The organism is Flavobacteriales bacterium (assembly GCA_020635795.1).
Lineage (GTDB): Bacteria > Bacteroidota > Bacteroidia > Flavobacteriales_E > Vicingaceae > Vicingus.
On the sequence record JACJZD010000001.1, the window covers coordinates 740,329 to 753,194 of the forward strand.

Annotated in this window: 11 protein-coding genes; 1 reads left to right on the forward strand and 10 read right to left on the reverse strand. The window is 33.5% G+C overall.

The window, feature by feature from the left end; translation table 11 throughout:
- Positions 1 to 310: 310 nt before the first annotated feature.
- Positions 311 to 1,279 carry a T9SS type A sorting domain-containing protein gene (locus tag H6589_03185; protein MCB9173587.1) on the reverse strand — a complete coding sequence of 323 codons (969 nt, stop codon included), beginning with the start codon at positions 1,277 to 1,279 and terminating at the stop codon, positions 311 to 313.
- Positions 1,280 to 1,359: 80 nt separating this feature from the next.
- Entirely contained in the window at positions 1,360 to 1,905 is a 546-nt protein-coding gene (locus tag H6589_03190; GenBank protein ID MCB9173588.1) for a TrmH family RNA methyltransferase, read from the reverse strand.
- Positions 1,906 to 2,315: 410 nt separating this feature from the next.
- On the opposite strand from H6589_03190, the gene mutS reads away from it, so the two are divergent.
- Positions 2,316 to 4,907, forward strand: a complete 2,592-nt coding sequence (gene mutS, locus H6589_03195; GenBank protein MCB9173589.1) for a DNA mismatch repair protein MutS — start codon at positions 2,316 to 2,318, stop codon at positions 4,905 to 4,907.
- 326 nt (positions 4,908 to 5,233) lie between these two features.
- On the opposite strand, the gene H6589_03200 is transcribed toward mutS, so the two are convergent.
- From H6589_03200 to H6589_03235, 8 genes are all read right to left on the reverse strand, one after another.
- Complete coding sequence (locus tag H6589_03200) at positions 5,234 to 6,133, reverse strand: mechanosensitive ion channel family protein (protein ID MCB9173590.1); 900 nt, start codon at positions 6,131 to 6,133, stop codon at positions 5,234 to 5,236.
- Entirely contained in the window at positions 6,133 to 6,951 is an 819-nt protein-coding gene (locus tag H6589_03205) for a mechanosensitive ion channel (protein MCB9173591.1), read from the reverse strand. The genes H6589_03200 and H6589_03205 overlap by 1 nt, the downstream gene beginning before the upstream one ends.
- A gap of 1 nt (position 6,952) precedes the next feature.
- A complete protein-coding gene (locus H6589_03210; GenBank protein ID MCB9173592.1) occupies positions 6,953 to 7,747 on the reverse strand; it encodes an ion transporter in 795 nt (264 codons plus the stop codon).
- The gene (locus tag H6589_03215) at positions 7,747 to 9,615 is read right to left on the reverse strand and encodes a mechanosensitive ion channel (protein ID MCB9173593.1); all 1,869 of its coding nucleotides are present in this window, start codon (positions 9,613 to 9,615) and stop codon (positions 7,747 to 7,749) included. The genes H6589_03210 and H6589_03215 overlap by 1 nt, the downstream gene beginning before the upstream one ends.
- 9 nt (positions 9,616 to 9,624) lie before the next feature.
- Positions 9,625 to 10,425, reverse strand: a complete 801-nt coding sequence (locus H6589_03220) for a transporter (protein MCB9173594.1) — start codon at positions 10,423 to 10,425, stop codon at positions 9,625 to 9,627.
- Positions 10,426 to 10,475: 50 nt separating this feature from the next.
- Positions 10,476 to 11,000, reverse strand: coding sequence for a 5-(carboxyamino)imidazole ribonucleotide mutase (gene purE, locus H6589_03225; GenBank protein MCB9173595.1), 525 nt, complete (start codon positions 10,998 to 11,000; stop codon positions 10,476 to 10,478).
- On the reverse strand, positions 10,997 to 12,142 hold the full coding sequence (locus H6589_03230; protein ID MCB9173596.1) for a 5-(carboxyamino)imidazole ribonucleotide synthase: 1,146 nt from the start codon (positions 12,140 to 12,142) through the stop codon (positions 10,997 to 10,999). Before H6589_03230 ends, purE begins: the two co-directional genes overlap by 4 nt.
- A 99-nt stretch (positions 12,143 to 12,241) precedes the next feature.
- Entirely contained in the window at positions 12,242 to 12,865 is a 624-nt protein-coding gene (locus H6589_03235; GenBank protein MCB9173597.1) for a carbonic anhydrase, read from the reverse strand.
- Between the last annotated feature and the right edge of the window lies 1 nt (position 12,866).

The following is a 12,866-nucleotide window of genomic DNA, read 5'->3' on the forward strand; positions in this document are numbered from 1 at the left end:
TGGGGCTATTCAAATATCTGGAATATCAAATTCATATCATGGCGATATAATGAATGTTTTTTCAGGGTTAATTCTGATTATTCTTTGGATTATATTTTACAAAATTTTATATAACAGAACAAGAAAAGATCAATCTACCTAAACTGTTTCTGTAATTCCCAAACTACAATTCCTGTGCTTACAGCTATGTTTAAGGAGTGTTTGGTGCCATATTGAGGTATTCTATATTATTTCAGAGATTTGGTTTTTCTGATATTTTATGGAAGATATTTATTAACCAAGATCATGATAGATGGAGAATAAATTGATTTTACTCTTTGAATAATTTATAATATTCTAAATGATTTTTTTCGTCTCTTATTTTGATAAAATAAATTCCAGATGAAAAGTTTGATAAATTAATAATGGTATTAATTTCATGGATTGGCTCATTGATTAATTCTTTGCCTTTTATATCAAAAATCTGAAAATGTCCATTCACAAGATCTTTTGTTTTAAGAACAAAGTTATTCTTAAAAGGATTAGGGCATATAGTATAATTTGATAAAATATTTGTATGATTTATTCCAGTAAAAAGTGGATTTTGGGAAATATTAAAAACCCTCCCAGCATCAGGAGATCCAGTTAATGCACAATAACTTGGTTGAGTCATATCTACCCAATAACTATTTGGTATTGATTGATTACTACAAATGTATACGCCATAATTTCCATAACATTTAAACGATACAAAAACGCCCTGATAAGGAAATAATACTTGATTAGTATTTGTAGGACCATAATGAATTTCAATATGTTTGTCATTTTCAAATAACCAAATCTGATAACTTGCAAATGTAGAGGGATCAGTGTTAAACCAAGAAACAAAACCAGCATTTAACCATTCAATTTTCATTATCTGATTTCCAGGTGTACCAGATAATTCATAATTAATTGGTGATAAACTTGAAGAAGTTCCTTTATCAATCAATAGGGACCCATTTGATCCACCAACAACCGTCCAATAACCATTTAGAATAAAGACATTATTGTTAAAACTAATTCCTCGAGCGGCAACTACTTGGATTGAGTTAATAGGAGTGCCATTAATTTCAAAATTAAAATTTGAAATAGGAATAGTATACGTTGAATCAACAGTCCAGACGTTATTGTTATTTAACGAAATTGGTGATGTTAAATTATTAAATGGTGAAGTAGTACTAATTACAGTATACGGCCATTGACAGGATCCACTACTATAAGTAAAAATTACTAATAAAGTTAAGATAGAATACTTCATTTTATTTATGATTGCGCATATACTAACAAATTTAGTAAATTAATTGGCTACTGAGTAAAATATTATAATTAAGGATTGTGTTAAACTTCATTTATAGATTTGTATTCTTTCTGTATTTCCCAAACTACAATTCCTGTACTAACGGCTATGTTTAAAGAGTGTTTAGTGCCGTATTGTGGTATTTCTATTACTACGTCGCTTTGGTTAATTACGGCTTGTTCTACACCGTTTACTTCGTTGCCAAAAATTAAGGCCCATTTTTCAGTTGGTTTAACTTTAAACTCATGTAATAGCGTGCTGTTTTCGGTTTGTTCTATAGAAGCAATTTGGTAGCCATTTTGTTTTAATTCGGTAATGGCTTCAAGAGTGGTAGTGGTGTGTCTCCAAGTTACTGTTTCAGTAGCTCCTAAAGCTGTTTTTTGTATATCTCGGTGTGGTGGAGTGGCAGTTATCCCGCACAAGTATATGGCTTCAATTAAAAAGGCATCAGCCGTTCTAAAAACCGAACCAATGTTGTTTAAACTCCTAATGTTGTCTAAAACAATTACAATTGGCGTTTTGTCGGTTTCTTTAAACTCATGGTTCGAAATTCGGTTGAGCTCGTCGTTTTGTAATTTTTTGTACATGGTAATAAAATATGAGGCAAATAAACTACATAAAACAGTATTTTTAAACCACATAGGCACATAGTTTTAAACAATAAGAATGAAGGTTAAACAATTTAAAAAAGCTTCACAGTAGATTTTCTCCCGAATATATCGGGAGAACTATGTTGTTCTACTTAGTTGTTTATCAAAATATCAAAACAACTATATGTCTATGTGGTTAATTTTTTTAATGATGAAAACCTTTATCAATTTCATAAGTAGATTACGGGTCGATCCTATAATGACGAAACCTATCAACAATTGCTCAATTTCTGTTTAAAACTATTGCTTAAAAAGCAATCAATTTTTTAGGCATTACAGTAAGTTTGTGTAAACCCGAAAAAATACTCGTTTACGTGTCGAAAACCGCAGAAAAGGAAACCCCATTAATGAAACAATACAATGCAATTAAGGCGAAATATCCTGATGCCTTGTTGTTGTTTAGGGTGGGCGATTTTTACGAAACATTCGGTGAAGACGCCATAAAAACCGCTAACATTGTTGGTATTGTATTAACCTCACGTAACAACGGAGGTTCAAAGCTTGAATTGGCTGGTTTTCCACACCATTCGTTAAACACGTATTTACCTAAATTGGTCCGTGCAGGTTTGCGTGTTGCTATTTGCGACCAACTGGAAGCGCCAAGTAAAGAGAAGAAAATTGTAAAACGTGGAGTAACTGAATTGGTTACTCCTGGTGTTACATTTAACGACCAAATCCTCGACCATAAAAGCAATAACTTTTTAGCAGCGGTGCATTTCGATAAAAAAACGGCAGGAGTATCGTTTTTAGATATTTCAACAGGAGAGTTTTTGGTGGCACAAGGCGATTTTGAATACATTGATAAATTGCTGCACGGCTTTAAACCTACCGAAGTACTTTTTCAGCGTAACAACAAAAAGCAATTTTTAGAAACTTTTGGTAGCCAGTTTTACACTTTTTGTTTAGACGACTGGGCGTTTACCGAAGATTTTGGACGAGAGCTTTTACAAAAACACTTTCAAACCAATTCGTTAAAAGGGTTTGGTATTGAAGATTTACCTTTTGCAGTTGCTGCTGCTGGTGCTGCTTTACATTATTTGTCGGATACCCAACACGATAAAATACAACACATTACCAGTTTATCGAGAATTGAAGAAGACAAATACGTTTGGCTCGACCGGTTTACCATTCGAAATTTGGAATTGATTTATTCGCCCAACGAAAATGCCAAAACTTTGGTAGATGTGTTGGATAGAACCATTTCACCCATGGGAGCGAGAATGCTCAAGCGTTGGGTAACTTTGCCTTTAAAAGAACTAAAACCGATACACGATAGGCTGGCAGTGGTTAGCGAATTGGTGTGTAATCAAGAGTTAAACACGCAACTAACCAAACAAATTGGATTAATTGGCGATTTAGAGCGATTGATTTCGAAGGTTGCTACAGCTCGAATTCATCCGCGTGAAGTGGTTCAATTGAGGTATGCATTGGAGGCTATTGAGCCTATTAAACAATTTTGTATAGCTAGTAATAATGAGTCGTTACAAAAAATTGGAGATCGATTAAACCCTTGTACACTTATAAAAGATAAAATTGCTCAACAAATTAAAGTTGACCCACCTGTTTTGATTAGCAAAGGCGATGTCATTAACGATGGGGTAAACGCTGAGCTGGATGATTTACGAAAAATTTTAAATTCAGGTAAGGATGCCTTGATGGATATTCAAGAACGTGAAATTGAAAATACGGGAATACCGAGTTTAAAAATTTCGTTTAACAATGTTTATGGCTATTATATTGAGGTTAGAAATACCCACAAAGATAAAGTACCAGAAAATTGGATTAGAAAACAAACCTTGACCCAGGCAGAACGATACATTACAGAGGAATTAAAAATATACGAAGACAAAATTTTAGGTGCTGATGAAAAAATTCTGCAACTGGAAACGCAGTTGTTTAACGATTTGGTGCTTGGTTTAGCTGATTATATTGCTCCAATACAATTAAACGCAGTGCTAATTGCTCAATTGGATTGTTTGTTGTCGTTTGCTAACATTGCCCTTGAAAACAATTATACCAAGCCTGAATTAAACAATACAAAAGCCATTGATATTACAGATGGGCGACATCCAGTTATTGAAAAGCAGTTGCCTATTGGCGAGGAGTACGTTGCGAACAACATTTATTTGGATGATAAATCGCAACAAATCATTATGATTACTGGTCCAAACATGAGTGGTAAGTCTGCGCTGTTGAGACAAACGGCTTTAATTACTCTGATGGCTCAAATAGGTAGTTTTGTACCCGCAAAACATGCTAAAATTGGTTTGGTTGACAAGATTTTTACTAGAGTAGGTGCGTCGGATAACATTTCTCAAGGCGAATCGACCTTTATGGTGGAAATGAACGAAACAGCAAGCATATTAAATAATTTATCAGACAGAAGTTTGATTTTGTTGGATGAGATTGGAAGAGGAACGAGCACTTATGATGGTATTTCTATTGCTTGGAGCATAGCCGAATATTTACACGAACACCCAACAGCAAAAGCCAAGACCTTGTTTGCCACGCATTATCACGAGTTAAACGAAATGACCAACACTTTTAAACGCATCAAAAACTTTAATGTGTCGGTTAAGGAAATCAATAACAAAATTATCTTTTTAAGAAAGTTGGTGGAGGGTGGAAGTAACCACAGTTTCGGTATTCATGTGGCAAAAATGGCTGGTATGCCTAAACCCATGTTGGATAGAGCACATCAAGTATTGGCTCAACTTGAAGCATCGCATGCTGGACAAGCAGCTCCAGAAAACAAAAAAAGCAATAAAAAAGCTATGCCAACAGTAAATGTTGATGATTTACAATTGAGTTTTTTCCAGCTCGATGATCCGGTTTTAGAAAACATCAAAGAAGAATTAATCAATATTGATATTAATACGCTTACGCCAGTTGAAGCCTTAATGAAATTGAATGAGATTAAGAAAATGGTGGGAGGGTAAAGGAGGAAGTCCGAAGACCGAAGATGGAAGACGGCAGTTTGCAGTTCACACTTTTTTTCTTGTCATTTCGACTGAAGCGTAGCGAAAAGGAGAAATCTTCTTATTTTATATCTTACAGACCCCAATTTAGAAGATCTCTCCACAAGGTCGAGATGACAAATAGTTGAATTTTGTTGTGTATTTTCTGTTTCTTAACCTAACCTTAAGATTGCGGATAAAATTTCGTTCCTCTATTTTTCCGCAATGACGGTAGTTGATTGGGTTCGTCATTCCGTGCTTGACACGGAATCTGTTTTAGGTTTGTTTATACCATAACGAGTTAATCTTTACTGCGTTACTTTCACCTTAAACTCTGGTGCTTCAACCAAATGGAAAGTTGCTGAAGCAAATTTGATTTCTCCGTTGGTAGCTTCCACTTCTTTTAAGATTTTAGTAAATAAGGCTGTTTTGGTTAGCCTTCTTTTTTTGTAGTTAACAACATAGCGTAATGTATATTCCACCCAGTTGTCGTTAACCACTAACGAAACCATTGGTTCTGTTATGGCTTCTTCAAGCCTAAATTTATTTTGAAGCGTATGCCAACCTTCTCTTGATTCTGTAGTCAAATCACCAGCAACTTCGTTTCCAGCTTTTAATAAAATTTCGTTGGTTTTATCATAATTGCTACCAAATTGAATGGGTATTTTAATTTCGTCCCACAAAAAAGGAAAATCGCCAGAATAGTTGAAAACGGGTTCTTTAAAAACAAAACTGTTTGCTATTAAAACGATTCGACCATTGTATAAATCGCCATCAACCCATTGCCCTGTTTCCATAATGGTGGTACGTAACACACCAATATCCATTACATCGCCTTTAATACCACCCAATTGAACTCTATCGCCCGATTTATAAAAGCCACCAAACATAATGGCTAACCATCCAGCAAATGAGGCTATAACTTCTTGCAAGGCAAACGCAATACCTGCACCTGCAACTCCCAAAGCAACTGTTAAACCACCCAATTTTTCGCTAAAAACTACGGTTAACAAAACTATGGTAAGCAAATATCCAACAAAACTGCTGAGCTTTTTTGCCCTGTATTTGTTGTCGTTGTCTTTTATTTTGGTGAGTAGGTTTTTTTGAATGGCTTTAATAATTACCCAAATAATCAACAAACCAATAAAAATCATGGTAAATTTTACCATCAAGGGGTTGTACATCAATTCTTTAATTTGTTCTTCCATTAGTTTGGTTTGTTAACGTGGTGAAGTACTCGTTGTGGGAAAGGTATAGTAATATTATGTTCTTTAAATAATTCAAATATTCTAATACGCATTTCGCTTTTTATGTTTTCAACTCTAAAAACATCTTCCGACCAAAAATAAATACAGAAATCTAACGATGAGTCGCCATAATCGTTAAAACGTATAAATGGTGCAGGTTTTTTCAAAATCCCATTTTGATTATCTACCGCCGTTTTTAAAATTTCCATTACTAATTTCACATCCGAACTGTAATCAACACCAACAGTAACTTCAAACCGCGAAGCTAAATCGTTGTGAGTCCAATTGTTTAGGTGATTTCGAGTTAAATCGGTATTTGGCAAAATAATGTATTTGTCGTCTCTTGTTAACACTGTGGTAGTACGTAAATTTATTTCAATAACCTTGCAAACCATGCCATTAACCTCAATAACATCGTTTACTTTTACTGATGAATCAATTAAAATAATGATACCTGAAATGTAATCGCTAAACAGGTTTTGCATACCCAAACCTAAACCTACCAATAGAGCAGCAGAACCTGCCAATAAAACGGAAAGATTAAAGCCTAAAATTTGTAAACTGATAACACTTGAAACAACGAGTGTAAAATATTTTACTAGACTAAAAATGGCATATTTACGAGCAACATCAAATTTAGATGTTCGGTTAATGGCTTTTTTTACAATGAGTAGCACAATAAAAACAAATACAAAGAATGCAGCTAACGAAAGTATTGAAGTAACCTTGAGGTTAAAATTTCCAAATTCTAATAAGCTATAATTTAAAAATTCGTTCATGTTAAGATTTGTTTAGTTGTTCGCCGCAGTTACTACAGAAATTATCATTTTCAGTAATGCTTGAATTGCAATTTGTACAATTTTTATTGGAAGTGTTCGATTTGGTCATGGCTACTGTAACGATACCTGTTGGTACTGCAATAATTGCATAACCAATTATCATGGCAATAGAAGAAATAAACTTACCTATTACAGTATGCGGAACCATATCGCCATAACCCACAGTGGTTACCGTTACAATTGCCCAATAAATACTTTGCGGGATACTGGTAAAACCTTCTTCGCCACCTTCAATAACATACATTAATGTACCTAAAAGTGTTACTATTGAAACCACAGCCATTAAAAAAATACTGATTTTGTACGAACTCGATTTTAAGGCATTGATTAAGACTTGTGCTTCAGCATTAAAACGAGCCAATTTTAACACCCTAAACACCCTTAATAATCTAAATATTCGAACAATCAATAAGTAATGATAGCCTGTAATAAATAAACTCAAATAAGTAGGTAGAATTGATAATAAGTCGATAATCCCCCAAAAACTAAAAACGTAACGAATGGGCTGATGAGTTATCCAAATTCTTAATAAGTACTCTATTGAAAACAAAACGGTTAGCACCCACTCAACAACTAAAAATTCGTCAGCAAAACGAACACCCAATTGTGGGATACTCTCCAGCATAACTACAATTACACTAAAAAGAATAAGCCAAAGTAAAGCTATATCAAACTGTTTACCCGCTTTGGTGTCGTGTTCAAAAACTATTTTATATAGGTTTTGTCTAATGCTCATTAATCTTTTTTAACATTTACATTAAAGGTAGGAGCTTTATAGTCTTTATCCAAATAATTTGCAGGAATTGTGGTCATGTTTCCATCACGAGCAGCTCTATAATGTGGAGATAAAATTTCTATACCTCGTTCATTAAAAACATCTTGAATATTTTGGTGTAAGGCTGAATAAATAGAAGCTTGTTTGTTGGCCTCTCTTACGTAAGCGTTAATTTGGTAAGAAACATAAAAATCATCCAAACTCGTTTGCAATACAAATGGAGTTGGCTCTTTTAAAATCAATTCTGTTTTTAAAGCTGCATCAATCAACGCTTGTTGAGTATCTCTCCAAGGCACATCATAACCAATTGTTACTGTTGAATGGATAATTAACCCTTTTTCAGGAGCATCACTACTATAGTTTACGGTATGGCTATTCATAACCGTAGAGTTAGGAATAGAAATAATCTCGTTTTTAATTGTTCTAACTCTAGTCACTAACAATGATTTTTCGATAACATCACCAACTACTTCACCAATTTTAACTCTATCGCCAATTTTGAACAAACGCATGTAAGTTAACACTAAACCTGCAATAACATTGGATAGTGAACCAGCCGAACCAAAGGTGAATAAGAAACCTAAAAATACTGATACACCTTGAAAAATAGGAGAGTCGCTACCTGGTAGATAAGGGAAAATAACAATTAACATAAAAGCAAATACAATTACTTTAACGATTTGATAAGTTGGATTTGCCCAATCGGTGTAAAAGCCTGGTAATGTTAAATTGCCATTTTCTACTTCATTTTTTAAGAAAGCTAACCCCCTAAAAACATACCTGAATACAAAAACAATAACTAAAATGGTTATCAAATTTGGAAGATAATTCCATAATCCTGAAGCAATTCGTTTTACAGGATTTAAAATATACCCGAAAAGAGTTTGAGCTAAATCTTTTGTCCAAGGAAAAATTCCAAACAAAATAGGCAGAGCGATGTAAATAACTAATAAAATCACCACCCATTTTAATAAAGTGTTTAATGTTAATAAAGCATTAATTTGTCGTTTTGCATCAAACAAGGTATAATTTTTAATTTTTATACCTTTTATTTTTTTGTCTTCTTGCTCTTCAATTTTTGTGGCAGTCCATTTAAATAGTTTACCAATGTAAAACAATAAAAATCCTGTAATGATAAGTACCAAAAGTGCCAAGCCTATTTCTTTTGCAAGAGTGCTTACACTTGTTTCTGATTTGTAGTTTAATACTGCTTGAGCAATAACTGTTTTGTAAGTTGAACCCAACTCTTGTTTTGTAACATTGTTCCATAAAGCGTCGCTCTCAGAAATACTGATGATAATGGTTTCATCATAAATTAAATCTAACGTAGCTTCAGAGGGTATAAGTTTTAACGAATCTTCTTTGAAACCGAAAACATCACTTAAATTTTTTATTTTGTTTGCAATAGCTAGAGCACGTTCTTTAGCTGAGAAACTTCCTGATTTGTTATAAATAGTAAACAATGTATCGTTAAAGAAGCCTAGTACAGGAAAGCCCTTTGCTGTTGATCTTAATGAATCAATTTTAGCTTTTTTTTGAGCCAATCGATTTTCTTCTTGTTTACTTATTTCTTCAAGTTGTTTTTGTAACTCCTCTTTTTTAAGATTATCAGTAGTTTTTAACGAACTCAACTCTATTTCAAGTTCGGCTTTTTTTACTGAGTCTGCTAATCGTTGTTGTTCAATTTGTAGTAGTTGCTGGTTGTAGTTAGCTAAAATGGAAGCATTTATCGAATCGTTATTTATATTGGTACTGTCAGTTTGTGGTTGTGCAGATGCACTAGATAATATTATTAATCCAAAAACTAGATTTAAAAATTGTTTTTTCATCTTAAGATTTTAGTTAGGTTGGTTATTCAAGTGTTTGTCTCTTATAGAGGTTATTCTCCATGTTACACCTAGGCTTGTAAAATAATCAATAGTATCGTTGTTGTTTCCAAAACCACCATAAATGTCTAATTGAATGTTGTTATTGATTAAATATCCAAGACCAGTATCGAAACGATGGTCAAAATAATTACTTCCAAAACTACCGTAGTTTTCAATAAAGGTACTAAATTTTGGAGAAATGGAGTAGCCAAGATTCGCAACATATAAGCCAGATGGACTCGTTCCATTGCCGTCAAAATCAATTCCAAAATTTAAGATGTAGGCAAATTTTTCCGATAAGCTACCACCTGCAATTACCAATAGGCGAGGAGCAATGTTGTTAAAGTTATACGATTGTGCTAAAATGGGTAGTTTAACCAATGCTAAAATACCAATGGCTGGCGAATTACCATTTCCTTCAAAAACATTTAAACGAGTTCCAACCGAGCTAAAACTTAAACCATTGGTTGAACTTTCGAAATTGTTGTCTTTGTATGAATCATTTCGAAATTCCCAAGCAGTATTTAGTTCAATTTTTTTAGTAATTCCATAACGAATAAAGGTGTTTGGAGCTATACTGTTTCCAGTTGAATTTGCATTACCCGAATAACCACCAAAATCGATGCCTGTTTGCGATTGAATAACATATTTTCCAACTGAGTTTGGAGCAAAGGCTTGACCTGGTCTGTCAGATGAAACCGTTTCAGAGAATTGAGCACAGATGGTGTTAGTCAATAACGATACAAATAAAAATAGAATTACCTTATTCATGAATCAAAACTAATGAATATAAGCATTGATGAATAACTCAAGAATTGATATTATTTCTGTTTTAAATAGGCATTGTAACCTACTTTCTCAAGCTTATTGAATTTCTCTTCAACCTCTTTTAAAAGTGATTTTTTGTAGTCGGCTATTTTTTTGGCAATTTTATCATCGTTAGTGCCTAAAATTTGTGCCGCTAAAATACCCGCATTTTTTGCTCCATTTAATGCAACGGTTGCAACAGGAACACCTGATGGCATTTGTAAAATGGATAAAACTGAATCCCAACCATCAATTGAGTTAGAAGATTTAATTGGAACTCCAATAACAGGAAGTGTTGTAACCGAAGCCACCATTCCTGGTAAATGAGCAGCGCCTCCAGCTCCAGCAATAATTACTTTTATTCCCCTTGATGCGGCTTCTTTAGAGAATTTAATTAATCTATCAGGAGTACGGTGTGCAGAAACGATAGTTACTTCAATAGCAATATTGAATTGTTCTAAAATTTCGGCAGCTTGTTTCATGATTGGTAAATCAGAATCAGACCCCATAATGATGCTTACAACTGGATTTTTGCTCATGCTTTTATTTTTAATGTTTGTTGTACAAAATCGGCTTTTTGTTTGGCATTTTCTAAATTACTATCAATAATGGTAACATGTCCCATTTTTCTAAACGGACGAGTTTCTTTTTTACCATACATGTGTATATTCACTCCTTCAAGTTTTAAGCATTCTTCTATACCTTCCAGAATTGGAATTCCCGAATAATTATCTTCACCCAATAAATTTATCATCACCGAATTCAAGGTAATATTCGTACTCCCTAAAGGCAATCCTAAAATAGCTCTTAAATGTTGTTGGTATTGCGAGGTAAAATTCCCTTCAATAGATTGGTGACCGCTGTTGTGAGGGCGAGGAGCAACCTCGTTAATTAAAATATTGTTTGATTTATCTAAAAACATCTCAACAGCTAAAACACCAGTAAGCTCAAAAGCATTCATTACATCTAAAGCTAATTTTCGCGCTTTTTCTGTTGTTTCTTTGTCAATTTGAGCTGGAGAAATTAAGTTTTCGACCAAATTGGCTTTTGGGTTAAACGTCATTTCAACAGGGGGGAAAGTCATTATTTCTCCTGTTGAATTTCGAGCAACAATAACAGCTATTTCCTTGTTTAAATCAACCAAATTTTCGACTAAACTTTCACCGTCTAATAACAATTTTAAATCTTCTTTGGTTTTAATAACTGCTACACCTCTGCCATCATACCCATCTCTACATGCTTTTTGAACAAAGGGTATTTTTATTGTATTGTTTTCAAGTGCAGCAAGTAAAGCATTTTTATCGCTAAAAATCTGAAATGCAGAAGTAGGAAGTTGATGGTTTTTGTAAAATTGTTTTTGTAAACCTTTGTCTTTAATGATGTTAATTTTTGAAGGCTCTGGGTAAACTTTTTTACCCATTTCTTGAAGTTTCAAGAGGGCTTCAGTATTAACACTTTCAATTTCAATTGTAATAACATCTACTAACTGTCCAAAAGCTAAAACATCGTCGTAGTTTTTAAAGCTTCCTTTAACAAACTTTGAACAAATGTTGGCAGAAGGACAATTTTCATTGGGGTCTAACACATAAGTGGTTAAATTGAGCAAATTTGCAGCATTAATCAACATTCTGCCTAATTGACCACCACCTAAGATTCCAATTTTTACGGTTGATATATTCATGGGTATAAAAAAATCAAACTCTTAATATTCCCTTATATGAAACATTAAGAGTTTGTAAAGATAACTAAAATGAAAAGTATTTAATCGTGGATTTTTGTTTTATTCATAAAAATCAACCTCACCAGTTTCAACATCGTACATTCCGCCTACCATTGCAATTTCTTTTTGATTAATCATTTCTTTTAAGATAGGACTTTTATCTAGAATTTGTTGCATTGCCATTTTAACATTAATGCTGGCTACTTTTTCTACAAATTCACTGTTCGAGGCATTTCTTTCATTAGTAACTGTTTTTTCAGCATTAATTGCTGGTTTTAGCTTATCTAATAAAACGGTTAAGTTACCAAGTTTTACATCATCGCAAGCACCTTTAACTGCACCACATTTTGTATGACCTAAAACGACAATAGCATTAGCTCCAGCTGCCTTGCAAGCAAATTCCATACTACCTAAAATATCTTCGTTTACAATATTGCCTGCAATTCGAACACTAAAAATATCACCCAAACCTTGGTCAAAGATAAGTTCTGCACTTGTTCTGGAATCGATACAACTTAAAACTACTGCAAATGGATGTTGACCATCAGATGTTTCGTTAACTTGTTGTAACAAGTTTCTGTTTGCTTTTAAATTGTTTACAAAACGTTCGTTACCTTTTTTTAATATTTCAATTGATTTCTCTGGTGTTAATGCTGCTTGCATTTCTTTAGTTAATGTTTTCATA

Excerpts from the sequence above, each read along its gene's own strand:
- H6589_03185 (MCB9173587.1), bottom strand. The coding sequence starts at position 1,279 with ATGAAGTATTCTATCTTAACTTTATTAGTAATTTTTACTTATAGTAGT.
- H6589_03190 (MCB9173588.1), bottom strand. The coding sequence starts at position 1,905 with ATGTACAAAAAATTACAAAACGACGAGCTCAACCGAATTTCGAACCAT.
- mutS (MCB9173589.1), top strand. The coding sequence starts at position 2,316 with ATGAAACAATACAATGCAATTAAGGCGAAATATCCTGATGCCTTGTTG.
- H6589_03200 (MCB9173590.1), bottom strand. The coding sequence starts at position 6,133 with ATGGAAGAACAAATTAAAGAATTGATGTACAACCCCTTGATGGTAAAA.
- H6589_03205 (MCB9173591.1), bottom strand. The coding sequence starts at position 6,951 with ATGAACGAATTTTTAAATTATAGCTTATTAGAATTTGGAAATTTTAAC.
- H6589_03210 (MCB9173592.1), bottom strand. The coding sequence starts at position 7,747 with ATGAGCATTAGACAAAACCTATATAAAATAGTTTTTGAACACGACACC.
- H6589_03215 (MCB9173593.1), bottom strand. The coding sequence starts at position 9,615 with ATGAAAAAACAATTTTTAAATCTAGTTTTTGGATTAATAATATTATCT.
- H6589_03220 (MCB9173594.1), bottom strand. The coding sequence starts at position 10,425 with ATGAATAAGGTAATTCTATTTTTATTTGTATCGTTATTGACTAACACC.
- purE (MCB9173595.1), bottom strand. The coding sequence starts at position 11,000 with ATGAGCAAAAATCCAGTTGTAAGCATCATTATGGGGTCTGATTCTGAT.
- H6589_03230 (MCB9173596.1), bottom strand. The coding sequence starts at position 12,142 with ATGAATATATCAACCGTAAAAATTGGAATCTTAGGTGGTGGTCAATTA.
- H6589_03235 (MCB9173597.1), bottom strand. The coding sequence starts at position 12,865 with ATGAAAACATTAACTAAAGAAATGCAAGCAGCATTAACACCAGAGAAA.